The organism is Sphingomonas sp. AC435 (genome assembly GCF_979253005.1).
The window spans coordinates 196,209-218,037 of the sequence record NZ_CEEDCJ010000003.1 but is presented as its reverse complement, the minus strand read 5'-3'; the positions used below and the strand labels follow the sequence as shown (position 1 = coordinate 218,037).

Genomic DNA, 21,829 nt, shown 5'->3' with positions numbered 1-21,829 from the left:
AGCGTTGGGCTCAAGGGGACAATAGATGCGAACGAAGCTTTATTGCAGCGTGGCCTTTGCCGCGCTCATGATTCCGGCTGGCGCAATGGCGCAGTCGACGGGCTCCACGGCGATCGAAGAAGAGATCGTCGTCACGGGCTCGCGCGCCGATAACGGCGTCGAAGGGATCAAGGTGCCCGACAGCGCCAAGGCGCGCGTCGTGCTGAACCAGGAATATCTGCAAAAGCAGACGCCGGGCAACACCGTGCTCGACGCGCTCAACATCATTCCGGGCGTGAACTTCACGCAGAGCGATCCGTACGGCTCATCGGGTGGCAATATCCGCATCCGCGGCTTCGACGGCAACCGCATCTCGCTGACGTTCGACGGCTTTCCGCTGAACGACACCGGCAACTACGCGATCTATTCGAACCAGCAGCTCGATCCGGAACTGGTCGACGAAATCAACGTCAACCTGGGCGCGACCGATGTCGACAGCCCGACCGCGTCGGCTTCGGGCGGCACGATCAACTATCGCACGATCGTTCCTTCGGAGAAGCTGCGCGCACTGGCCGTCGCCTCCTACGGCGACAACGACTATCATCGCGTGTTCGGCCTAATCGAGACGGGCAACCTGACCCCGTTCGGCACCCGCGCCTTCCTGTCCGCCTCCACCGCCCGTAACGACAAGTTCAAGGGCTTTGGCGAGATCTACAAGCAGCAGTACAATGTCGGCATCTATCAGCCGATCGGCTCGAACGGCGACTTCTTCCGCGTGTCGGGTCACTATAACGAGAACCGCAACAACCAGTATCGTAACCCGACGCTGACCAATATCCGCACGCTGCTCGGCACCACGCTGGTCCCGACCACGGCGACGCCTGAAAACCCGATCAACATCGGCGACTACACGAACGCGCAGTTCGCCACCATCCGCGATCTCGAGAACTTCGGCACCTGCACGAAGACGACTGGTGGCGCCGGCGCCCAGAACGACAATGGCGGGCGCCTGCCGAGCGGGTCCAGCGCGGCGACGAACGTCGCCGCCGGTGGCGCAGACAATATCGCGAACACGTCGAGCTGCTCGAACTTCGCCGGCCTTCGCGTGAACCCGTCGAACACGGGCAACATCCGCTCCAACCTCCGTCTCACGCTGTCGGACAAGCTGACGCTGACCGCCGACGGCGGGTACCAGTACACGCTGGCGCATGGCGGCGGTTCGACGACACTGGCCGAAAATTCGCCCCGCGCGAAGGGTAGCCTGCTCACCTCGCCCGGCGTGGATTATAATGGTGACGGCGACTTCCTCGACACTATCCGCTTCTTCACGCCGAACATCACCAATACGAAGCGCTACACGGGCACCGCGTCGCTGATCTACGATCTGACCGACACGCAGCGTTTCCGCGTTGCCTACACCTATGATCGCGGCAACCACCGCCAGACCGGTGAGTGGGGCTACCTCGATGCGGCCGGCAATCCGGAGAACATCTTCTCCGGCCGCAACGGTCGCCCGGTGCTGACGGCCGACGGTTTCCAGATTCAGCAGCGTGACCGCAAGTCGATCGCCCTGCTGAACCAAGTGGCTGGCGAGTATATCGGCCGCTTCTTCGACCGCGCCTTCACCGTACAGCTCGGCCTGCGTGCGCCGTTCTTCAAGCGCGATCTGCAGACCTTCTGCCCGGTTCAGGCCCGCGACGGCTTCGCCTATTGCACCAGCGAGCCGATCCCGAACCCGACCACCACGGGAACCCAGCCTTACGCGATCGTCGCTCCTGGCTCGGCCTTCGCTGCAACGGGTAATCCGGTGCCGCTGTATGCGCCGTATGCGCAGACCTACAAGTACGACAAGCTGCTCCCGAACGCCGGTTTCACCTATCGCATCGCCGATACGGGCGCATCGATGTTCGGCAGCTATGCCAAGGGCTTCTCGGCACCGCGTACCGACAACCTCTATCGTGCGCCGTTCATCGGCGTGGCGCCGGAGACGACCGACTCCTTCGACCTCGGCGTGCGCTACAACAACCGCACGGTGCAGTCGCAGCTGACCGGCTGGTATATCCGCTACAAGAACCGGATCGTGACCTCGTTCGATCAGGAACAGGGCATTTCCTTCGATCGCAACATCGGCGCGGTCGAAAGCTACGGCTTCGACGCCACGGCGACGGTGCGTGCCACCAACTGGTTCGCGGTGACCGGCATTGCGTCCTACACGCACACCGAAATTCTCTCGAACGTGCCGCTGACCTCGACGACGTTCGCGCCGACCGCGGGCAAGGCCGTGCCGGAAACGCCGGAATGGCAGTTCGGCGGCCGCGCGCAGTTCAGCTACGGGGGCTTCGATCTGGGCGTTCAGGCGAAGTGGGTGGACGAGCGGTTCGCGACCGACGTCAACGACGTGGTCGTCGACAGCTACACGCTGGTCGATCTGAATGCGAGCTACAGCTTGGAGAAGTTCGGTCTGGAGCGCACCAGCTTCCAGCTGAACATCCAGAACCTGCTCAACGAGCGGTATTTCAGCAATCTCAGCACGCAGATCAACGCCGCCGGTGGCCCTAACTTCACGGTGGGCTACGGCCGCACGGTGATCGGCACGCTGCGCGTCGGCTTCTGATCCGCACCAACGCCTGAACGGGGCCGCCGCGAACCTTCGGGATCGCGGCGGCCCTTTTCGTTGCGCCCGGCTCGTTTAGGCGGCGGCCATGCTTTGCACCGCCCCGTGCGGGCGTGTAGAAGCCGGCGGGTGGCATCGCTAACCGCCCCCTCCGCCGGCCGGACCATCAACGTCCGCCCCTTTTTCGAGAACAAGGCCCGCGCCTTCTGGACGCTTCAGGCGGTGGGCTGGGGCGGGTATCTGCTGCTGCGCGGCGTATCGGCCAGCTCGAACGGCTTCCAGCTTCAGGTCGTGATCCCGATCATCGTCGAGGCGATCGTCGGCTATTGCATCACGCTGCTGCTCTCGACCTTCTACGGCGCGTATCGGCGGTTGCCGCGGATCACCAGCCTGCCGCTCAGCGTCGTCACGCTGCTCGCGGCCACCGCGCTGTACGCGACGCTGAACGCCTTCACCTGGTCGTTCATCCAGACCGCGACGACGGAAGTCAGCATCACCCGCGTGCTGGGCTACAGCTTCCTCAACTTCACGGTGCTCGCCGGCTGGTCCGCGCTCTATTACGCGATCAACTTCTTCCTGATCCTCGAAGAGCAGATCGACGAATTGCGCGCGCTGGAGCTACAGGCTTCGTCGGCGCAGCTGGCGATGCTGCGCTACCAGCTGAACCCGCATTTCCTGTTCAACACGCTGAATTCCATCTCCACGCTGGTCCTGCTGAAACAGACCGAGCGGGCGAATGCGATGCTGTCGCGCCTGTCGTCCTTCCTCCGCTATACGCTGGCGAACGAACCGACCGCGCATGTCACCATCGCGCAGGAGGTCGAGCAACTGAAGCTGTATCTCGAGATCGAGAAGATGCGGTTCGAGGATCGGCTGCGTCCGAAGTTCGACATCGATCCCCGCGCCGAGCGCGGTCGCCTGCCCTCGCTGCTGCTGCAACCGCTGGTCGAAAACGCGATCAAATATGCGGTGACCCCGCAGGAGGAAGGCGCGGAAATCTGCGTCACGGTGCGGCTCGCCGGGGAACGGGTGCAGATCGGCGTATCCGATACCGGCCCCGGCTTGCATGAGGCGCGGATCAGTCCAAGCCTTTCAACCGGTGTCGGGCTCACCAATATACGGGAGCGTCTGGTTCAGGCTTACGGCCCGGATCAGCGTTTCGAGACGCGCTCGACGCCCGCCGGCGGTTTCTCGGTCGAGATCGAGATTCCGTACCAGCTGGAAGACGTGAATAGAGAGGCCGCATGACCATTCGCACCATCCTCGTCGACGACGAGCCCCTTGCCATTCAGGGGCTGGAGCTTCGCCTCCAGGCTTTCGACGATGTGGAGATCGTCGAGAAGTGCATGAACGGGCGCGAAGCGATCCGCGCCATCAAGACCCACAAACCCGACCTCGTCTTCCTCGACATCCAGATGCCTGGCTTCGACGGCTTCTCCGTCGTTCAGGGCTTGATGGAGGTCGAACCGCCGTTGTTCGTGTTCGTCACCGCCTATAGCGACCATGCCCTGCGCGCGTTCGAAGCACAGGCGGTCGATTACCTGATGAAGCCGGTGGAGGAGAGCCGCCTCGCCGACACGCTCGACCGGGTCCGCCAGCGCCTGTCGGAAAAGCGCGGCGCGGAAGAAGTCGACCGGTTGAAGGAAGTGCTCGCCGAACATGCCCCCGAAGCCGCCGCGGCGGCCGACATCACCGACGGGGGCAGTGCCGATCTGGCGTCGAACCGGTTCGAAAAGCTCATCAACATCAAGGATCGCGGTCAGATCTTCCGCGTCGACGTCGACACGATCGAGCGCATCGACGCCGCCGGCGATTACATGTGCATCTACACCGGCGACAACACGCTGATCCTGCGCGAGACGATGAAGGACCTGGAAAAGCGCCTCGACCCGCGCCGTTTCCAGCGCGTCCACCGCTCGACGATCGTCAACCTCGACCTGGTCAAGCAGGTGAAGCCGCACACGAACGGCGAATGTTTCCTGGTCCTCGGCTCCGGCGCACAGGTAAAGGTCAGCCGCAGCTACCGCGACGTGGTGGCGCGCTTCGTCCACTAGGCTGGCGGCGGTCAGGCTCTACCTGGCCTTCCCGTCGCCTGCTCGTCTATTCCAGCATCTTCGCCCGGGACGTTCGATACTCAACCTTTCGAACACGACTGCGGCCTGCCCGCCCTCCCATGTGCTCCCGCGAAGGCGGGAGCCCGTACTGGCTCCCCGCCTTTGCGGGGACACATGGTCGGCATATCTCTCAGGGGATCGACACCGACGTATTCCGGGGCCCACCAGCGTCGCCCGCTAAGCCCTGTGCCGATGGGTGGACCCCGGAGCACATCCGGGGTGACCGCGTATCTGCGGCGATCGTCATAGTCCCGGCGTGGATGTCCGGGAAGCGAAAGGCAGTCAGGCGGCGGTGATCGCGCCGCCGATATCCAGCATCTCGCCGCGGGTGACGATCACCTTCGTGCCCAGCTTCGTCGCCGCGAACAGCTTCTTCGCGAACGCGGTGGGAACGCCGACGCAGCCATGCGTCATGTATCCGGCCTGCACGTTCGATCCGTGGATCGACACGCCGTCGTTGGTCAGGCGCAGCATGTAGGGCATCGGCGCGTCGTAGATGTTCGACACGTGGTCGGCGTCGCGCTGGCTGACCTTGAACACGCCGAGCGGCGTCGGCTTCACGTCGGCCCCGTACAGCGCCACCGCCGTGCCGATCTCGTACCCGTCGCGGAACACGCTGAGCACCTGCGCCTCCAGATCGACGGTGATGACGATCTCCCCGGTCGCCGGTGCACCCGCCTCGTCCCAATGCCATTCGCCGAACTTCATCGGACTGGCGACGGGGAGGACGCGCTTGACGATGTAGGGCGCTTCCGTCGGCGACGGAGAAGGCGCGGGGCGAGGCGCGGCACGCGGAGCAGGCACACGAGCGAGGGGCTTCACCACGACGGGCACCGACACAGGCCGTGCACCGACGAACGCCAGCGCCGCGACGCCCGCCAGCGGCACCGCGATCCCGACCCAAGCCGCTGTTCTGCGCCAGTCCATTCCCACGTTCTGCCCCGATCCGCGCCGCCGTGCCACCCGATCCGCGGCGGCGTCCCCCGCCGGCACATACGCCGTCAGGGTTAACGGTCTGGTCGCTTCGTTCCGGCGAGCGTCAGCAGCGCGGTCGCGGCGGAGGCGGGATCGGCCCTCTCCTCCAGCGACTGCCAGATCGCGCGCGCGGTCCTCGGTACCTTGCCCGCGAATACGACGCTGCCGTTCACCGTCACGCGCACCGGGCGGTCCAGATCGAGCAGGCGATCGGACAATCGCAGCGTCAGTCCCGGCGGCACGTCGCCCGCGATCGTGATCCCCTGCCCCGTCGCAGTCGCGACGACCGTACCACCGACCTTTAACTGCCCTGCATCGCCGATACCCAACCAGTAGAAGCGGTCGTGCGGCACGTCGTCCTGTACCCACACCACCCGCTTCGGCCACGGATCGCGCGTGAAGCGCGCCATCCACGGCAGCGCTTCGGCATCCTTGCGGTCCATCCAGTGCGGCAACCCCGGATAGATGCGCGACATAAAGGTATAGCCGCCGGGATCGGCCGCGTGCAGCCGCGCCAGCTCCGCGGTCTTCTCCGCCGCATGCCGGTTGCGATCATAGGCCCCGTCCGCCCCGCCCATGAACACGGCGAAGGGCAGGTCGCGCAGCGGCAGCAGGCTCGCATCGCCCGGATGCCCTGCCATCATCGCCGCCGCCGCGAAACGATCGGCCAAGCGCGGCGCGAGTTGCCAGACGCCATCACCCCCCGCCGAATAGCCGAGCAGGTAAACCATGTCGGGGTTCACCCCGTTCACCGCGACCTGCGCATCGATCAGCCGCTGGAACAGTCCGTCGATATGCGGCTCATGCCACAGGTTCCAGGTGTCGGTCGGTGCCCGCGGCGCGAGGTAGATGCCCTCTGCGGGTTCGTAGAGGCGGATCTGGTTGCGCCATTGACCGTCGTTCACTGCGGGCGGCGCGTTGCCGCCGCCGTGCATCGATATCCACAGGCTGCGTCCCCCGGCGGGCGCGTCGCCGAAAACACGGGTTTCCCATTTCAGCGTCTTGTTGCCGATCGTCAGCGCCTTGGCAGCGATCGCGCCGCGATACTCCGCCGCCACCGTCGTCAGGCGCGCTGTCGCCATCGCGGCCAGCGCCCGGGCGGCGTCGGCCCTGCTCAAGGGCCGCGAGAGGGCGGGATCGTCGCCGCGACGCTCCGCCGCCGGCTGTCGGAGCCACGCCTCCACGCCGGCAACGGCGGTCGAGGCATGCGCCTGCCGCGCAGGCGGTTCGGCCGCCCCGGTGTCGGCGAACACGAACGCGGCAACGAGGGCAAGGATCGACAAGCGCATCGCCCGATCCCTAACCGCCAACCGCGCCCTGTCGACCCCAAACTTCGGCTGGCGAAACGCATTTGCGCCAGCCGAAGTCGTGGTCCATCAGCTCGCTTGACCGATCAGCGGAACTTACCCGACAGCGAGACGCCGATGATCCGCGGCTCGTTGAATACCGCGGCCATATAGTTCTCGATCACGCCTTTCAGGTTCTTCTCGTTCGTGATGTTGCGGGCGAACACCGCCAGTTCGTACGCATCGCCGGGCGCGCTGTATCCGACCTTCAGGCCGCCCTCGAAGTTGCCGTTCGAGGTGAACTCGGCGGTCTTGTAGAGGACGAACTGCGTGTAGCCCTGGATGTTGAAGTCGCCCGCGACGAACGCGCGCCCGCCATTGCCCAGCGGCTGGTCGACGCGCGCATTGACGTTGATGTTGTACTCCGGCGCATTCGGCAGCGGCTCGCCGTCGATCTTGACGAGATAGACCGGCCCGAACGCCCCCGGCACCGAGCGCACCGGCGCAGACGGCGTGCAGACGACGACGCTGTTCAGCGCGCAGATCTGCGTCTCGGCGTTCCGGTCCTTGATCTCGCTGTGCAGCCAGCTTCCGCCCAACCCCAAAGTGACGTTGCGCACCGGCCGCCACGTCGCATCCGCCTCGACACCGTACGCGTCGGCACGGCGGGCGTTGAACAGGATACCGTTGCCGAACACGTCATTGCCGTTCAGCTGGATGTCCTTCACGCGGTAACCGAAGACCGTCGCGTTCAGGCTCAGCGTGTTGTTCAGCAGGCGCGTCTTCACGCCCGTCTCCCATGACAGGATCGTCTCCGAATCCGCGGTCGTGAAGTCGGTGTTGAACACCGCGGACCGGCCCTGGATCGTCGGTCCGCGAAAGCCGCGGGCGACGCGCGAATACAGGCTGACATCATCGCTGGCGGCATACAGCGTGCTGAAGTCCCAGCTCGGCTGCGTGTCCTTCAGCGTCACGTCGCGGCGGCCGGTGGCGGGATACTGGTTGACGCCGGTCGCGCTCAGCACCGTCTTCAGCAACTGCGTGCGCTTCTTGTCCTCGGTCACGCGACCACCGGCGGTCAGCGTCAGCCGGTCGATCGTGTAGCTGACCTGCCCGAAGCCAGCCCACGACGTATTCACGTCGTGCAACCGCACCCAGTTGTTGGGATTGCGCGCCGGCGTCGTCAGGAAAAACGTACGCTGGTAGAAGTCCGTGATGTCGCGGCTGTCGAAGTACATGCCGCCGACCTGCCAGCGGAATGCGCCGTCGCCGTCGCTCGCCAGCCGCACTTCCTGCGTCCACTGGTCGAGATCGCGGATCTGGCCCTGTGACTCGCCGAAGCCGTTGGCGACCCCGCGCACCGGGAAGTTCGCGCCCGCACCGCCGTCCGTATCGCCGCGGCTGTAACCGGACGTCGTCTCGTATGCGGTGATCGAGGTCAGTGTCGCCGCACCGAAGTCGTACGCGGCCCGCACCGACCCGCCGAACGTGTCGTAGGACTGCGGATTGTCGTTCGCCTCGTCATAGGCGACGCGGCCGCGCGGCTCGCGGGACACGTCGTTCGATCCCCTGGTCAGGGCGGCGCGGTGGAACAGCGTCGACGTGCCGTCATACCAGCGGGCGTGGCCCGACAAATCGACCGAGAAGTCCGATCCCGGCGTCAGCAGCAACTGAAGACGGACGTTGCGATCGTCATAGCCGCCCATCGCGTTCTTGCGCGGCGTCGCGGTCGAGTCCGCGCTGGTGCCCGCGAAACTGTTGTCCACCCAGTTCTCGCGGTGCTGGATCAGCGTCGACAGGCGGAAAGCCAGCACGTCGGCGATCAGTGGCCCGCCGACACCCGCGTCGAGGTTGACCGAGCCATAGGTGCCGACCGACGCGCTCGCGCGGCTGTCGAACGTCTGCGTCGGCTTGAACGTGTCGAACTTGATGATGCCGGCGGTGGTGTTGCGGCCGAACAGCGACCCTTGCGGCCCCCGCAGCACCTCCACCTGCTGCACGTCGTACACCGGGTTGGACTTCAGCACGACATGCTCCAGCACGACATCGTCCTGGATGATCGACACGGGCTGTGACGCGCCGAGATAGAAGTCGATGTTGCCGAGCCCGCGGATGTAGAAGCGCGGGAAGATGCGGCCGGTAGTCGACTCGATATACAGGCTGGGGACGCGGCCCGACAGCGACAGCAGCGTGTCGTCGCCGCCCGACGTATAGTCGCGCAGGTTATCGCCCGACACGACGCCGACCGACACCGGCACGCGCAACGTGTTCTCGGACCGGCGCTCGGCAGTGACGACGATATCGCCCAGGCTGTCGTCCTGCGCGGCAGGAGCGGCCGGTGCCGCCTCCTGTGCGTGGACGGCGGTCGCGCCGGTGGCGGCGGTGAGCAGAAGCATCGCCCGGAGGGCGGCGGAAGCAGTCACGGTAATCCCTTTCGAAAACAACGACTCGGCACCGGTCATCCCGGACCCGGTGCGGGTCGCCGCTCCCGCTAGGCGTGATTTGTGACAGGATAGGGGCAGCTATGTCCTACACGGCACAGGCGTGACATAGCGGCAACATGCTGTTCGCGATCAATCCGGACGATCACAGCTTCCGCCGTTCGTCTCGAATAGCCGTCGAGCGCAGCCGAGACGGCGTATCGAGAGATGCCTCCCCCGCGGCGCAGTCTTCGACACGCGCTCTCGACACGCTCGATCCTGTTCGAAGCGAACGCGAGAGTGGGAGAACCGATGTCGTATCCAACAAAATGGAGGACACCCTCCGGTCGCCTCCACTTCCTCCACTTCGCCCCTTCACCGCCCCTCTTCGCTGCACCGCCGCAATCTGCTATGGGGCGGCGCATGCTCAACCTGAACGGCATCACCGTGCGCCTCGGCGGCCGCACGATACTCGACGGCGCGACCGCGACGCTTCCTCCCGGCAGCCGCGTCGGCCTGATCGGTCGCAACGGCGCGGGCAAATCGACGATGGTCCGCGTGATCGCGGGCCAGCTCGAACCGGACGGCGGCAGCGCCGACATGCCGCGCGGCGCACGCATCGGCTATATCGCGCAGGAGGCTCCGCACGGCGAGGCGACACCGTTCGAAACGGTCCTCGCCGCCGATCTGGAGCGCGCCGCGCTGATGCACGCCAGCGAGACGGAGCAGGACGCCGACAAGCTCGGCGACATCTACGAACGCCTGATCGCGATCGACGCCTACACTGCTCCTGCCCGCGCCGCGCAGATCCTGATCGGGCTCGGCTTCGACGAGGCGATGCAGGCGCAGCCGCTCGACAGCTTTTCGGGTGGCTGGAAGATGCGCGTGGCGCTCGCCGCCCTGCTGTTCTCGCAGCCCGACCTGCTGCTGCTCGACGAGCCTTCGAACCACCTCGATCTCGAAGCGGTGATGTGGCTGGAGGACTTCCTGAAGTCGTACAAAGCGACGATCGTCGTCGTCAGTCACGAACGCGATTTCCTGAACAACGTCGTCGATCACATCCTGCATTTGCAGGGCGGCAAGATCACGCTCTACCCCGGCGGCTACGACGCCTTCGAGCGTCAGCGTGCGGAGCGGATGGCGCAGCTCGCCGCCGCCAAGGCCAATCAGGACGCGCAGCGCGCGAAGCTGATCGATTACGTCGCACGCAACTCCGCCCGCGCCTCCACCGCCAAACAGGCGCAGAGCCGCCAGAAGATGCTCGCCAAGATGCAGCCGATCGCGGAGATGGCGAATGATCCGACCCTGTCGTTCGGCTTCCCCAACCCCGAAGAACTGCGCCCGCCACTCATCACGCTCGACATGGCGAGCGTCGGTTATGCCGACACGCCGATCCTGCGTCGCCTGAACCTGCGCATCGATCCCGACGACCGGATCGCACTGCTCGGCCGCAACGGCAACGGCAAGACCACCCTCGCCCGCCTGCTCGCCGCCCAATTGTCGGCAATGGAGGGGGAGATGAATGCCACCGGCAAGATGAAGGTCGGCTATTTCACCCAGTATCAGGTCGAGGAACTCGATTCCGACGATACCCCGCTGGAGCATATGACGCGGATCATGCGCGGATCGACACCCGCCGCCGTGCGCGCGCAGCTCGGCCGGTTCGGTTTCTCCGGCGAGCGCGCGACGGGTAAGGTCGGCAAGATGTCCGGCGGCGAGAAGGCGCGACTGGCGCTCGCGCTCATCACCCGTGACGCGCCGCACCTGCTGATCCTCGACGAGCCGACCAACCACCTCGACGTCGATGCGCGCGAGGCGCTGGTGCAGGCGCTGAACGACTATTCGGGCGCGGTCATCCTCGTCAGCCACGATCGCCATATGGTCGAACTCACCGCCGACCGGCTCGTGCTGGTCGACGAGGGCACCGCCAAGGAATTCGACGGCAGCCTCGACGATTACATCGCGTTCATCCTCAAGGGCGAACCGAACAAGCCCGGCGAGAGCAAGGCCGATCGCAAGGCCGGCAAGAAGGCCGCCGCCGAAGCGCGCGACCGCGACCTCGCGCTGCGAAAGACCGTTCGCGATCTGGAGGAGGACACCGCGCGCCTCACGAAGGAACGCAACGCGATCGACCGCGCGATGTTCGACCCGTCTGGCGCAGAGCCGCGCTTCGCCAAGCTGTCGATGAGCGACCTCAATCGCCGCCGCGCCGAGGTGCAGGCGAAGCTGGAAACGACCGAAGCCAAATGGCTGGAGGCGAGCGAAGCGTTGGAAATGGCGGGAGCGCAGGCGGCGTGATGGTGGATTCGGGGCGAGTGCCTCGCACTCTCCGCACCACCCCGGCGAAGGCCGGGGTCCAGTTGCCGGGCGCGTCGAAGCGCGGGCTGACATTCGTCACATCAATCGTGGCGACTGGACCCCGGCCTTCGCCGGGGTGGATGCTATTGCTTGCCGCCTCATTCCTCGCGACCACCCCCGCGGCCGCCAAGACCATCCTCTTCGTCGGCAACAGCTTCACCTTCGGCGCCGGCTCGCCCGTCCAGCACTACCACCCCGACCGCGTGACCGACCTCAACAAGGAAGGCATCGGCGGCGTCCCTGCCTTGTTCGCGACCTTCGCGGAGGAAACGAAGCAGGACTGGAAAGTCAGCCTCGAAACCTCGCCCGGCAAGGACCTCGCGTGGCATCTCGCGGAGAAGCGGCAACTGATCGACCGCAAATGGGATGTCGTGCTGCTGCAGGGGTTCAGCACGCTCGATGCCGCCCGGCCCGGCGATCCCACCAACCACGCTGCCGCCGCCCGCGCCCTCGCGGCGATGCTCAAGGTCCGCAACAAGGCCGCGAGCATCCATCTGACCTCGACATGGTCGCGCGCCGACCTGACCTATCGACCCGGCAGCCGCTGGTCCGGCCAGCCGATCACGCGCATGGCGGACGACCTGTACGCCGCCAATGCGCAGATCAGCGCCGCCGACCCGATGTTCGGCCGGCCGATCCCGGTCGGCGCCGCGTGGAATATCGCGATCCGCAACGGCATCGCCGACGGCAACCCGTTCGACGGCATCGCGTACGGGAAGGTCGATCTCTGGACCTATGACCAGTATCACGCGAGCAGCGCCGGCTATTACCTGTCGGCGCTGACGATCTTCGGCGCGGTCACGGGCATCGATCCGCGGACGCTGGGCCCGCGCGAGGAAGCGGCCGAGCATCTCGGGCTCGACCCGCTCGTCACCCAGCAACTCCAGCGCATCGCCGCGGAGGCGCTTCAGCCCTCGTCGGTCGTCGCCTCGTCCGTCGCGGCGGGACGCTCGAACCACGCCTCGACCTCGCCCGACAGTTTCAGGGTCAGCGGCCGGCCCTTGCGATCGACCTTCTTGCCCAGCGCGACGCGAATCCAGCCGTCGGGGATCGAATATTCCTCGACGTCCTTCCGCTCGGCACCCTTGAAGCGGATACCGATGCCGCGCTCCAGCAGCGCTTGGTCGAAATAGGGGCTGTCGGGGTTGATCGAGAGGCGATCGGGGGGCGTATCGGTCATAATGCTGGCGGCTTACCGGGATACGACCCGCTGACAAGAAAAAACGGCGCGGGACCGAAGCCCCACGCCGTTCTTCCCGTGACGAACTGATATCAGTTGCAGACCTGCACCGGCACGCGGTCCCCATAATAGGGATCGAACTGCCATTGCGTCCAACAGCGCGGCGCATAATAGCCGCCGTCGTAATAGCCGCGGTAGCGCACCGGAGGCGGCGGCGCATAATAGCCGCGATAGCCTCCACGATAGCCCCCGCCGCCATAGTAGCCGCGGTCGTAATAGCGGTTCCGGTTGCTCGAAGCGATCGCCGCGCCGACGCCCAGACCCAGAATGCCGCCGAGCACCGCGCCCGCCGCGACATCGCCGCCGCCGCGGTGATGCCCGCGATATCCGCCGCGCCAGCGCTGCGCATCCGCGGGTACCGCCGCCGTCAGGACCGTCGCGGCCATCACCGCACCCAGCCCAGCCTTCTTCCACAAACCCGTCATTTCAGACCTCCATACGCTATACCCGGTCCACTTGGTCAAAACGCACGAGCCGCGACCGTGTTGCCGTCATTAGCGATAACGTGCTGAATGCGCGCGGAACGGGATGTTTAACGGGAGTTCAGCCAATGCACTGGCTGCTGAAGTCGGAACCGGACAGCTATGGCTGGGACGATCTGGTGCGTGACGGCGGCACCGAATGGGACGGTGTGCGCAATCATGCCGCCGCCGGGCATCTGAAGCGCATGAGCGTCGGCGAGCTTGTACTGGTCTATCACAGCGGCAAGGCCAAGGCAGCGGTCGGGATAGCCCGCATCGCCCGCGTCGCGCAGGCCGACGGTGATCCGGCGGACAATTGGGTGTCCGTCCGGCTCGAGGCCGTCGAGCCCCTGCCCGGCCCCGTCACGCTCGCGGCGATGAAGGCGGAGCCGGCGCTGGCGGACATGGCGATGCTGCGCCAGTCACGACTGTCGGTGTCGCCGGTCACCGACGCCGAATGGACGTGCATCGTGCGGCTCGCCGAATCATAACACCGTCATGTCCGCGCCATAATGGTGCCACGCGAAGATCGCCGCCGCGCCGCGATGCGGTCGCCATGCCTCCGCGACCTCCCGCGTGAGTTTTTCCGAGGGCCGCGTCTCGTGGCCGAGGATGCGACCGACCTCGATCTGGACCGCCAGATCGCCCGCTGGCCAGATATCCGCCCGCCCCTCCGCGAACAGCAGGTAGATTTCCGCCGACCAGCGGCCGATGCCCTTGACCCGCACCAATTGCGCGATCGCCTCCTCGTCGTCCGCGGGCAGCGCCGTCAGGTCGAGCCGCCCGCTCGCCACCTCGTCCGCCAGACTGCGCGCATAGCCCGCCTTCTGCCGCGACAGGCCGGCGGCGCGCAGCTGTTCGTCGCTCGCCGCGAGAATGGCGAGCGGATCGTCCGGCGAGCCGAGCCCCGCTTCGCTCAGCACCGCCTCCAGCTTCGCGTACACGGCGGCGGCGGAGGCGACGCTGACCTGTTGACCGACGATCGTCCGCAGCAAGGTGGAATAGCCCGGCCCACGATAGCGTGGCGCGGGATAGCCGATCCGGGCCAGCGCTGTGGCGAAGGCGGGCTCCACTTCGGCCAGCGCATCGAGGCTGGCGCGTATCTGGTCGGCAGTCAGGCCCATGACGTCGTTCCCGTGAAGAGTGTTGCCGCTTGATCCGCACGCGGCGCGCCGCCATGCACGAGACCGAGTTTCGGAGATACATCAATGCCCACGCTGATCGTCACCACCCGTGAAGGCGACACCCGCGAACTGAACGGCGAAGCGGGCCTGTCGGTGATGGAAGTGATCCGCGACGGCGGCGTCGACGAGCTGCTGGCGCTGTGCGGCGGCTGCCTGAGCTGCGCGACCTGCCACGTCCATGTCGATCCCGCCTTCGCCGACAAGCTGCCGCCGATCGGCATCGACGAGGACGACCTGCTCGACTCGACCAGCGACCGCGACGCGACCTCGCGTCTGTCGTGCCAGATCCCGTTCGGCCCGGCGCTCGACGGCCTGCGCGTGACGATCGCCGCCGAGGACTGATCGCCGGGACCTTTTGCGCACGTTCGCAGGCCGTGGGGGTACGCAGCAAAGGGCGGCTGGCGGACATGCCCGAGGGGAGCGGCGATGATCCTAGACCACCACGTCAACCGTCCCGCCCATGTCGACAACGCATTCGGGGCGGCGCTCGACACCTTCTACGCCGCCAACCCCAAGGCCTCGCGTGATCCCGCCACCTGGACAGCCGAACAGCGAACGACCTATGAAGCGGACATTCTGGCCAATTACAGCACCGAGCGAGCGTCGACGAACTACAAGCCCCAGATGACGCATGCCACCGAGCGTGCCGAGCGGATCATGGGTCCGTCGTCGCCGCTCAGTGCCGTTCCCGGCTCCTTCACCCCGACAGCGACACCGTGATGATCCCTATGCTTCTCGCCGCCGCCGCCAGTCAGGTCGCGGCACCCGCCGCCCGCTGGACGATCGATGGCCAGCCCGGCGCGGTCCGATCGGTCACCGCCGCGGTGAAGACGGGCGGGCGTATCGTAGCGGACGGTTTCGTCGCGGATGCGGCGGCGGCGCGCGCGGAGAAAAGCGAACTTGCGACGACCAAGGCACCCGCCGGCTCCTGCGCGCGGGCGGCGGCGGTGCGGCCGTTCACGCGGCTGCGCCGGTTCGCCAGCAATGGACGGTTGTTGTGGCAATGGCGTGTATCCGGTGAACAGCAGGCGCTGCGGCTGTTGTCGGGGTGGCCCGGCGATTGCCTGTCGCCCGATGGCGGGCGGCTGGTGGTCGTCAGCTATCGACTGGCCCCGGGCGAACCCGTCTCCGAACTGGGTGGCGCGATCGTCGCGGTGGATCGACGACCGCGCTTCGTCGAGGCAAAGGGACGCCGGACGGGTGAGGTCTTCGGGCGGCTGCGGGCCTTGTCCGATTATGGCTGGCGTCGCCGCGGCGACGCGACCCTGTCGTTCACGATCCATGACGAGGGCAGCGGGCGCGAGACGCCGGACGAAGCGGTCTTGGGGCGCCGGCTGTAAGAGGGGACGGCGTCGGTCGCCCCCTCCTCTACACAGGTGGATGCCTTCGCCTGCGACCTGCCAAGGCTCTTCCACCCCGGCCCTCCCCTGAAGGGGAGAGTGAAGGCGGGCATGGCGGCTAGCCCCGCGTCGCCACCGCGTAGAGCGCGATCGCGGCGGCGTTCGAGACGTTCAGGCTCTCGACCTTGCCGCCGATCGGCAGCTTCGCCAGTTCGTCGCAGTGCTGCTCCGTATTCTGGCGCATGCCCTCACCCTCGGCGCCCAGCACGATGCAGATGCGCTGCGTGCCCATCGTCTCCGCCAGCGTCTTGGGGGCGTGGCCGGTCAGGCCGATGCGCCAGAAGCCGGCCTCCGCGATCTCGTCCAGCGCGCGGGCGAGATTGACGACGCGGACCCACGGCACCGTCTCCAGCGCACCCGAGGCCGCGCGGGCGATCGTGCCGGACTCCGGCGGCGAGTTCCGGTCCTGCGTGACGATACCCAGCGCATCGAACGCCGCCGCCGAGCGCAGGATCGCGCCGACATTATGCGGATCCGTCACCTGATCGAGTACGACGAGCGGACGTTGATCGTCGCGACCGGCCTCCAGCAGGTCGGCCAGCCACATGTCGTCGAGCGGATCGACCTCGGCCACCACGCCCTGATGCGGCGCGTCGGACGGCACAAGCCGGCCGAGGTCGGCGACATCGGCGAAGGTCACCGGGATCGCCGGTGGCACGTCCAGCGCCGCCGCCGCCTCCCGCGTCATCCACAGCTTGCGGACGGTGCGGTCGGGGTTCGCCAGCGCGGCGGTGACGGGGTGGCGCCCCCAGATGCGCGGGCGATTGCCCACGCCGGTCGAGGGGCGGTGTCCACGCTTGGCCATCAATCGTCATCCTGCGGGTAGGCATACGGGTCGGTCACGACGGGTTGCGTCGGTACCGGCTTGCGGGGGAGCGGCTTGTCCGCGTTGGCGGCGGACAGGAGGACGGAGGCGAGCACGATCGAACCCTGACGCATGTCCTCCGCCTTCAGATGATCGAACGTGTCGACAGAGGTGTGGTGGATGCGCGGGAAATAATCGAGCGGGTCCTGAATGAACTGGAAGCCTGGGACGCCGACCTGCTGCATGAACACGTGATCGGTGCCCCCGGTCTGGCGCATGACGACGGTCGACGCGCCCATTGCCGAGAACGGCGCAAGCCACTCGCGGAAGATCGGTACGACCGCCGGATTGTTCTCCGCATACAGGCCGCGCAGCTTGCCCGAGCCGTTGTCGATGTTGAAATAGGCGGCGAGGTCGCGATAGCCCGGCTGCGGATTGACCGGCCAGCGGTTCGACCACGTGTAATAGGCATTGCCGCCGCTCGCGACTGGATCGTTCGGGGCGCCGCGCGTGGCGAGATGCTTCTGCACATAGGCGAGGCTGCCGAGCAGGCCCTGCTCCTCGCCCGCCCACAGGGCGAAGCGGATCGCGCGCTTCGGCCTGACGCCGGTCGCGGCCAGGATGCGCGCCGCCTCCATGATCATCGCCGAGCCGGCGGCGTTGTCCGCCGCGCCGTCCGCCGCGACCCACGAATCGAGGTGTGCGCCGGCCATGACATAGCCCGCCTTCGGATCGCTGCCGGGGATTTCGGCGATGATGTTGTAGCCGTTCGTATCGCTATCGTCGAAGCGCACGTCGCTGACGATCTCCAGCGTCGGCGCCGCGCCGGTCTTGGCGAGGCGCGCGAGGCGGCGGTAATCCTCGGCGGCGATCTGGATACCCGGCAGCGCGCCCGTCTCGCCGACGCCGAAAAGACTGCCCTCGCCCGTCACCAGCTTGCCGTCACGGTACGATTTGGTGGCATAGGCGACCGCGCCCTCCGCGGTCAGGAACGCGTCGAGCTTCTTGGCGTAATCCAGCCGCTTCAGGCGGCGGTCGTTGGCGGCGGGGTCATAGCTCGGCTGCTGGAACTGGTCGAGCTTCGACAGGTCTTCGCCCGACAGCCGCTTGAAATCGGGCGTGGTCGGCTCGTCACCGGTGCCGGGTTCGGTGATGAGGACGATCTTGCCACGAAGCTGACCGCGATACTTGGCGAAGTCGCGCTCCTTCTCGATCGGCGCGACGATGACTGGTGCGGTCAGCGTCCCCTGCGTCGCGGGCGTCCAGGCGATCGGGATCGCCGTCAGCTGCACCACGCGCGGCGTCGTCATGCGTACACTGGACCGCTCGATCGTCCAGCCGCGACCGAACGGGAACGCTTCCTTGTGGACGTTCTTCAGGCCCCATTGCGAAAATTTGTCGGCGGTCCACTTCTCCGCGACGCGCATCGCAGGGGAATTGGTCATCCGCGGGCCGATCACGTCGGTCAGATGCTGCACCGTCGGCATCACCTGGCTGTGGTTCGTACCCTCGTCGATGATGCGATTGGTGACGTTCTCCTGCGCCGACACGGCGACAGGCATGGCGATGACGGCCGCGGTCGCGGCAAGCAGCAGGTGACGCATGATGGGTTCCCCTTCGTTGCCGCACAGCTATGCGGACGGCGGCACGCGCGCAACCTTTCTCGACGGCGATCGGACCGGCAGGCGTTGACAGCGGGTCCGCGCTTCGCCAAGGAGCCGCCTCGCCGTGGGCGGCCCAATGGACAGGTGGCCGAGTGGTTAAAGGCAGCAGACTGTAAATCTGCCCGTGCAAGCGTACGCTGGTTCGAATCCAGCCCTGTCCACCACCGCCCACCGATGCTATCGGTACGGCACGCGGGTGTAGCTCAATGGTAGAGCAGAAGCCTTCCAAGCTTACGACGAGGGTTCGATTCCCTTCACCCGCTCCAGCCTAGACCGACACCGGCCCGCCCCGAACGATCGGGGCCGCGCGCCTATCGCTTGATCCGCGGAATGCCCAGAAAGTCGCGCTTGCCGATCTTCACGCCCTGCGCGCGCAGGATCGCGTACGCCGTGGTGGCGTGAAAATAGAAATTCGGTTGCGAGAACGAGAGCAGGAAGTTCGCGCCGGTGAAGGGCATGCGGGTTTCGCCGAACGCGAAGTGGGTGTCGCTGTCGACCAGCGCGTCGACCATGTCGCGGTCCAACGCCTTCAGGCTCGCCATCGTGGTCTGCAACAATGCGTGAAGCCCCGCAAAGTCGGTCGGCCATGACGACCGGTCGGGGGAGAAGCTGCCCGCCCGAACCCCTTCGATCCCGCCGATCGAGTGCGCCGCACAGGATTTCACCTGATAACCGAACGGCAGCATGTCGGGCGCCAGACGTGCGTCGATCAGGTCGGCCTCCGCCGTACCCTGGTCCGCACAGAATGCAGCAGCCTTGTCGAGCAGCGCGTCGATCGCGCTCAGGATCTGGAGGTTGGACGGTATCACGGCGTCGTACAGCGAGAAGGTCATCGGCGGCTCCCATGCAGGCGGGCACCTTATGGGGACTCGAGACGCCCCGGTCACGCGCGTTCGCGATACAGGACACGGACGGTGGAGATCGCGCTTGTGTCGCCGTGCGGCTGGAGGCAACCCACGGCGGATGCACGCACCGGCCGATCTGGAAACCACGCTGCTCGGGCCGGTCCTGCCCGATCGCGATTGCGGAGCCTGCACTGCGTGCTGCACGACGCTGACGGTCGATACCCCCGAGTTCAGGAAGGCCGCGGGGACGCCATGTGTTCACCTCGGCGATCGGGGCTGCTCAATCCATGCGGTGCGCCCCGGCATCTGCCGGACATGATTCTGCGTCTGGCGCAGGGACGCCCGCCTGCCCGACGAGGCCCGGCCCGACCGCTCGGGACTCCTCGTCTCGCTCACCTTCAATCGCGCGCCGCAGAATTGCTTCGAGGGGGTGTCGATCACCGTCCGGGCGCTGGCGGGCAGCGCGGCGATCGAGAACGGCATGGCCGGCACCGTCCTCGATGCCGTCTGCGATCGGTTGATCCCGGTCTGGTTCAGTGACGGATCGAGGAAGATGCTGATGCACCCCGACCAGGAGGTCGCCGCGCTTGTCATGGGAGACGGCCCGGCCCCCGCCCACCTGCACGAAGAAGTCGCCGCGTGGCGCGGGCGGTATGGCGTGTTCGCTCCGGGTTAGAACTGAACTCGCGCTGCGGATGCCGGCGATCAAAACCGGGCCGGGCGCTTCTCCATGTTCGCGCACACCTGTTCGGTCTGCTCCGCCGTTCCGAGCAAGCGTTGCTGCTCCTCCGTCTCGGCCATGAGCAGTGTCGCGGCATCACCCTCGGCCCCCGCCAGCCGCTTCGCCGCGCGGGTCGCGGCGGGGCTCCGGCCAGCGATCGTGCGGGCCAGCGCCAGCGCCTCCGCCAGCGGATCGTCCGCCAGCCGGGTCACGAAGCCGAGCCGCTCCGCCTCCACCGCCGCGAACTCGCGCGCGGTGTAGATCGCCTCGCGCAGATGATCGTCGCGCACGGTGCCGCGCCACAGGGCGAAGCCGGCCATGTCCGGCACGATGCCCCAGTGCAGCTCGCGCACCGAAAGTCGCGTCTCGGGGTGGGCGATGCGGATATCCGCGCCCGACGCGATCTGGAGCCCGCCGCCGAGCGCGACGCCGTGCAGCGCGGCGATCACCGGCTGCGGCAGCGCGCGCCAGCCCCACGCGACGTGCTGGACGAGATTGGCCGGGCCATGCGTCCGCTCCGCCGTCAGCAGGCCGGAGCCACCTCCCGCCATCGCCGCCATGTCGAGGCCGGCGCAGAAGCCCCTGCCCTCACCGGACAGCACGACCGCGCGCACGTCGGTCATCGCCCCGATGCGGTCGATCGTTGCGGCGATGTCCGCGAACATCGCCGCGTCCAGGGCATTGAGCTTCTCCGCGCGGGCGAGCCGGACATCCGCAACACCGTCCTCCACCGTCATCGTCACGCGCGTCATGGCTGCTCTCTCCCGATCGTTTTCCGATGCGTAGCGCAGGCGAGCGGTCAGGACGAGAGCGACGCATTTGCCTTTCACGCGCAGGCCGGGGCATGAAGCGCCGGATGCCCGGCTTCGACCCAGAACGTTTCTTCGACCTCATCAAGGGCGGCCATACCGGCCAGCTCGCGATCGGCTTCCATGCGCAGGGACCGGGATGGATCGACCTGATCCTGCCTTATGATGCGAAGCTGGTGGGCGATGCGGCCACCGGCATCCTGGCGTCGGGACCGATCGTCGCGCTGATGGATATGGCGACCAGTTCGGCGGTGTGGATCCGGCGCGGCCGGTTCGCGCCGCATGTCACGCTCGACCTGCGCGTCGATTACCTGCGGCCGGCGACGCCAGAACGCGCGGTGATCGGGCGCGGCGAGTGCTACCGGCTTTCACGATCCGTCGCGTTCGTGCGCGGGGTCGCCTATCACGACGCGCCCGAAGACCCGATCGCGCATGTCGCAGGTACGTTCATGCTGATGGATGCACCCGCCAAGGATGTTCCCTTGCAGGATCAGCGCACATGATCGCCCTTCCCCCCTATGCCGCGACACTCGGCGCGCGGCTGGAACGCGACGAGACGGGGGCGCCGCTGCTGGTGCTGCCGTTCGGGGAGCCCGTGCTGGGGCGGCCCGGCTTTTTGCACGGCGGTGCGATCGCCGGCCTGCTGGAGGTCGCGGCGATCGCCGCGCTGGCGCATGTCCTGGAGGCGGACGGCGGCGGACGGATCAAGCCGATCAACGTCACCGTCGACTACCAGCGCGGCGGGCGCGACCGCGTGACCTATGCCGCAGGCGTCGTCACGCGGCTGGGCAACCGCATCGCCAACGTGGAGGCGACGGCGTGGCAGGACGACCGCGCCAAGCCGATCGCGGCGGCGCGGCTGAACTACCTGATCGAGCGGTGATGTAGCGGGGGCCATATTGCTGGCTCACCGCCAAGGAGGGGGTCGCGATCCCGAGCCCCTCCCGTCATCCC

At 66.9% G+C, this 21,829-nt stretch carries 21 protein-coding genes, 2 tRNA genes and 1 pseudogene; 13 read left to right on the top strand and 11 right to left on the bottom strand.

The features are described 5' to 3' along the window. Positions 1–25: 25 nt before the first annotated feature. The 3 genes from AC0CH8_RS07415 to AC0CH8_RS07405 all read left to right on the top strand — a co-directional run bounded on the left by AC0CH8_RS07415 (position 26) and on the right by AC0CH8_RS07405 (position 4,647). A complete protein-coding gene (locus tag AC0CH8_RS07415) occupies positions 26–2,593 on the top strand; it encodes a TonB-dependent receptor (protein WP_465239321.1) in 2,568 nt (855 codons plus the stop codon). Positions 2,594–2,722: 129 nt separating this feature from the next. Further along, positions 2,723–3,841: a sensor histidine kinase gene (locus AC0CH8_RS07410; protein WP_465239320.1), complete on the top strand. Its 1,119-nt coding sequence runs from the start codon at positions 2,723–2,725 to the stop codon at positions 3,839–3,841. After that, positions 3,838–4,647 carry a LytR/AlgR family response regulator transcription factor gene (locus AC0CH8_RS07405; RefSeq protein ID WP_204199492.1) on the top strand — a complete coding sequence of 270 codons (810 nt, stop codon included), beginning with the start codon at positions 3,838–3,840 and terminating at the stop codon, positions 4,645–4,647. The genes AC0CH8_RS07410 and AC0CH8_RS07405 overlap by 4 nt, the downstream gene beginning before the upstream one ends. A 342-nt stretch (positions 4,648–4,989) precedes the next feature. On the opposite strand, the gene AC0CH8_RS07400 is transcribed toward AC0CH8_RS07405, so the two are convergent. The 3 genes from AC0CH8_RS07400 to AC0CH8_RS07390 all read right to left on the bottom strand — a co-directional run bounded on the left by AC0CH8_RS07400 (position 4,990) and on the right by AC0CH8_RS07390 (position 9,364). Further along, positions 4,990–5,634, bottom strand: a complete 645-nt coding sequence (locus tag AC0CH8_RS07400) for a L,D-transpeptidase family protein (protein WP_465239319.1) — start codon at positions 5,632–5,634, stop codon at positions 4,990–4,992. 80 nt (positions 5,635–5,714) lie between these two features. Then, entirely contained in the window at positions 5,715–6,971 is a 1,257-nt protein-coding gene (locus AC0CH8_RS07395; RefSeq protein WP_465239318.1) for a hypothetical protein, read from the bottom strand. A gap of 104 nt (positions 6,972–7,075) precedes the next feature. Further along, on the bottom strand, positions 7,076–9,364 hold the full coding sequence (locus AC0CH8_RS07390; protein WP_465239317.1) for a TonB-dependent receptor: 2,289 nt from the start codon (positions 9,362–9,364) through the stop codon (positions 7,076–7,078). Positions 9,365–9,811: 447 nt separating this feature from the next. Between AC0CH8_RS07390 and AC0CH8_RS07385 the strand changes: the two genes are divergently transcribed. After that, on the top strand, positions 9,812–11,686 hold the full coding sequence (locus AC0CH8_RS07385) for an ABC-F family ATP-binding cassette domain-containing protein (RefSeq protein ID WP_204199496.1): 1,875 nt from the start codon (positions 9,812–9,814) through the stop codon (positions 11,684–11,686). 158 nt (positions 11,687–11,844) lie between these two features. Here AC0CH8_RS07385 and AC0CH8_RS07380 read toward each other — a convergent pair whose 3' ends face one another. From AC0CH8_RS07380 to AC0CH8_RS07370, 3 genes are all read right to left on the bottom strand, one after another. Beyond that, entirely contained in the window at positions 11,845–12,627 is a 783-nt protein-coding gene (locus AC0CH8_RS07380) for a hypothetical protein (protein ID WP_465239316.1), read from the bottom strand. 26 nt (positions 12,628–12,653) lie between these two features. Further along, on the bottom strand, positions 12,654–12,926 hold the full coding sequence (locus AC0CH8_RS07375; protein ID WP_204199497.1) for a DUF3297 family protein: 273 nt from the start codon (positions 12,924–12,926) through the stop codon (positions 12,654–12,656). Positions 12,927–13,018: 92 nt separating this feature from the next. Then, positions 13,019–13,411, bottom strand: a complete 393-nt coding sequence (locus AC0CH8_RS07370) for a hypothetical protein (RefSeq protein WP_465239315.1) — start codon at positions 13,409–13,411, stop codon at positions 13,019–13,021. A gap of 125 nt (positions 13,412–13,536) precedes the next feature. Here AC0CH8_RS07370 and AC0CH8_RS07365 point away from each other — a divergent pair, with 125 nt between their 5' ends. Continuing rightward, positions 13,537–13,938: an EVE domain-containing protein gene (locus tag AC0CH8_RS07365; RefSeq protein WP_465239314.1), complete on the top strand. Its 402-nt coding sequence runs from the start codon at positions 13,537–13,539 to the stop codon at positions 13,936–13,938. On the opposite strand, the gene AC0CH8_RS07360 is transcribed toward AC0CH8_RS07365, so the two are convergent. Further along, positions 13,933–14,571, bottom strand: coding sequence for a DNA-3-methyladenine glycosylase family protein (locus AC0CH8_RS07360; RefSeq protein ID WP_204199500.1), 639 nt, complete (start codon positions 14,569–14,571; stop codon positions 13,933–13,935). The two genes, AC0CH8_RS07365 and AC0CH8_RS07360, sit on opposite strands and share 6 nt — an antisense overlap. Before the next feature lie 84 nt (positions 14,572–14,655). Here AC0CH8_RS07360 and AC0CH8_RS07355 point away from each other — a divergent pair, with 84 nt between their 5' ends. The 3 genes from AC0CH8_RS07355 (at position 14,656) to AC0CH8_RS07345 (ending at position 15,971) form a co-directional block, all read left to right on the top strand. Next, entirely contained in the window at positions 14,656–14,973 is a 318-nt protein-coding gene (locus AC0CH8_RS07355) for a 2Fe-2S iron-sulfur cluster-binding protein (RefSeq protein ID WP_204199501.1), read from the top strand. Positions 14,974–15,057: 84 nt separating this feature from the next. Then, positions 15,058–15,351: a hypothetical protein gene (locus AC0CH8_RS07350; RefSeq protein ID WP_465239313.1), complete on the top strand. Its 294-nt coding sequence runs from the start codon at positions 15,058–15,060 to the stop codon at positions 15,349–15,351. Further along, a complete protein-coding gene (locus AC0CH8_RS07345; protein ID WP_465239312.1) occupies positions 15,351–15,971 on the top strand; it encodes a hypothetical protein in 621 nt (206 codons plus the stop codon). Before AC0CH8_RS07350 ends, AC0CH8_RS07345 begins: the two co-directional genes overlap by 1 nt. Positions 15,972–16,089: 118 nt before the next feature. Here the strand turns inward: AC0CH8_RS07345 and rlmB are convergent, their stop codons facing one another. Then, positions 16,090–16,836, bottom strand: coding sequence for a 23S rRNA (guanosine(2251)-2'-O)-methyltransferase RlmB (gene rlmB, locus AC0CH8_RS07340; protein WP_204199504.1), 747 nt, complete (start codon positions 16,834–16,836; stop codon positions 16,090–16,092). Then, complete coding sequence (locus AC0CH8_RS07335) at positions 16,836–18,440, bottom strand: M20/M25/M40 family metallo-hydrolase (protein WP_465239311.1); 1,605 nt, start codon at positions 18,438–18,440, stop codon at positions 16,836–16,838. Before AC0CH8_RS07335 ends, rlmB begins: the two co-directional genes overlap by 1 nt. A gap of 138 nt (positions 18,441–18,578) precedes the next feature. Between AC0CH8_RS07335 and AC0CH8_RS07330 the strand changes: the two genes are divergently transcribed. Together AC0CH8_RS07330 and AC0CH8_RS07325 are read left to right on the top strand one after the other, a co-directional pair. Continuing rightward, positions 18,579–18,664, top strand: a tRNA-Tyr gene (locus AC0CH8_RS07330). A gap of 28 nt (positions 18,665–18,692) precedes the next feature. Next, positions 18,693–18,766, top strand: a tRNA-Gly gene (locus AC0CH8_RS07325). A gap of 45 nt (positions 18,767–18,811) precedes the next feature. Here the strand turns inward: AC0CH8_RS07325 and AC0CH8_RS07320 are convergent. Next, positions 18,812–19,333 carry a DUF1993 domain-containing protein gene (locus tag AC0CH8_RS07320; RefSeq protein WP_465239310.1) on the bottom strand — a complete coding sequence of 174 codons (522 nt, stop codon included), beginning with the start codon at positions 19,331–19,333 and terminating at the stop codon, positions 18,812–18,814. A 130-nt stretch (positions 19,334–19,463) separates the two neighbouring features. On the opposite strand from AC0CH8_RS07320, the pseudogene AC0CH8_RS07315 reads away from it, so the two are divergent. Then, positions 19,464–20,021, top strand: a pseudogene (locus tag AC0CH8_RS07315) (YkgJ family cysteine cluster protein). A 29-nt stretch (positions 20,022–20,050) separates the two neighbouring features. Here the strand turns inward: AC0CH8_RS07315 and AC0CH8_RS07310 are convergent. Continuing rightward, entirely contained in the window at positions 20,051–20,818 is a 768-nt protein-coding gene (locus AC0CH8_RS07310; protein ID WP_465239309.1) for a crotonase/enoyl-CoA hydratase family protein, read from the bottom strand. 92 nt (positions 20,819–20,910) lie between these two features. On the opposite strand from AC0CH8_RS07310, the gene AC0CH8_RS07305 reads away from it, so the two are divergent. Together AC0CH8_RS07305 and AC0CH8_RS07300 are read left to right on the top strand one after the other, a co-directional pair. Next, positions 20,911–21,378: a PaaI family thioesterase gene (locus tag AC0CH8_RS07305; protein ID WP_465239308.1), complete on the top strand. Its 468-nt coding sequence runs from the start codon at positions 20,911–20,913 to the stop codon at positions 21,376–21,378. Further along, positions 21,375–21,758 carry a PaaI family thioesterase gene (locus AC0CH8_RS07300; protein ID WP_465239307.1) on the top strand — a complete coding sequence of 128 codons (384 nt, stop codon included), beginning with the start codon at positions 21,375–21,377 and terminating at the stop codon, positions 21,756–21,758. Before AC0CH8_RS07305 ends, AC0CH8_RS07300 begins: the two co-directional genes overlap by 4 nt. Positions 21,759–21,829: the final 71 nt, after the last annotated feature.

Bases quoted from the DNA above. Each gene is read 5' to 3' on its own strand.
- AC0CH8_RS07350 (WP_465239313.1), top strand. From the start codon at position 15,058: ATGATCCTAGACCACCACGTCAACCGTCCCGCCCATGTCGACAACGCA.
- AC0CH8_RS07345 (WP_465239312.1), top strand. From the start codon at position 15,351: ATGATCCCTATGCTTCTCGCCGCCGCCGCCAGTCAGGTCGCGGCACCC.
- AC0CH8_RS07385 (WP_204199496.1), top strand. From the start codon at position 9,812: ATGCTCAACCTGAACGGCATCACCGTGCGCCTCGGCGGCCGCACGATA.
- AC0CH8_RS07360 (WP_204199500.1), bottom strand. From the start codon at position 14,571: ATGGGCCTGACTGCCGACCAGATACGCGCCAGCCTCGATGCGCTGGCC.
- AC0CH8_RS07365 (WP_465239314.1), top strand. From the start codon at position 13,537: ATGCACTGGCTGCTGAAGTCGGAACCGGACAGCTATGGCTGGGACGAT.
- AC0CH8_RS07400 (WP_465239319.1), bottom strand. From the start codon at position 5,634: ATGGACTGGCGCAGAACAGCGGCTTGGGTCGGGATCGCGGTGCCGCTG.
- AC0CH8_RS07305 (WP_465239308.1), top strand. From the start codon at position 20,911: ATGAAGCGCCGGATGCCCGGCTTCGACCCAGAACGTTTCTTCGACCTC.
- AC0CH8_RS07320 (WP_465239310.1), bottom strand. From the start codon at position 19,333: ATGACCTTCTCGCTGTACGACGCCGTGATACCGTCCAACCTCCAGATC.
- AC0CH8_RS07415 (WP_465239321.1), top strand. From the start codon at position 26: ATGCGAACGAAGCTTTATTGCAGCGTGGCCTTTGCCGCGCTCATGATT.
- AC0CH8_RS07310 (WP_465239309.1), bottom strand. From the start codon at position 20,818: ATGACGCGCGTGACGATGACGGTGGAGGACGGTGTTGCGGATGTCCGG.
- AC0CH8_RS07375 (WP_204199497.1), bottom strand. From the start codon at position 12,926: ATGACCGATACGCCCCCCGATCGCCTCTCGATCAACCCCGACAGCCCC.
- AC0CH8_RS07335 (WP_465239311.1), bottom strand. From the start codon at position 18,440: ATGCGTCACCTGCTGCTTGCCGCGACCGCGGCCGTCATCGCCATGCCT.
- rlmB (WP_204199504.1), bottom strand. From the start codon at position 16,836: ATGGCCAAGCGTGGACACCGCCCCTCGACCGGCGTGGGCAATCGCCCG.
- AC0CH8_RS07405 (WP_204199492.1), top strand. From the start codon at position 3,838: ATGACCATTCGCACCATCCTCGTCGACGACGAGCCCCTTGCCATTCAG.
- AC0CH8_RS07300 (WP_465239307.1), top strand. From the start codon at position 21,375: ATGATCGCCCTTCCCCCCTATGCCGCGACACTCGGCGCGCGGCTGGAA.
- AC0CH8_RS07390 (WP_465239317.1), bottom strand. From the start codon at position 9,364: ATGCTTCTGCTCACCGCCGCCACCGGCGCGACCGCCGTCCACGCACAG.
- AC0CH8_RS07370 (WP_465239315.1), bottom strand. From the start codon at position 13,411: ATGACGGGTTTGTGGAAGAAGGCTGGGCTGGGTGCGGTGATGGCCGCG.
- AC0CH8_RS07355 (WP_204199501.1), top strand. From the start codon at position 14,656: ATGCCCACGCTGATCGTCACCACCCGTGAAGGCGACACCCGCGAACTG.
- AC0CH8_RS07395 (WP_465239318.1), bottom strand. From the start codon at position 6,971: ATGCGCTTGTCGATCCTTGCCCTCGTTGCCGCGTTCGTGTTCGCCGAC.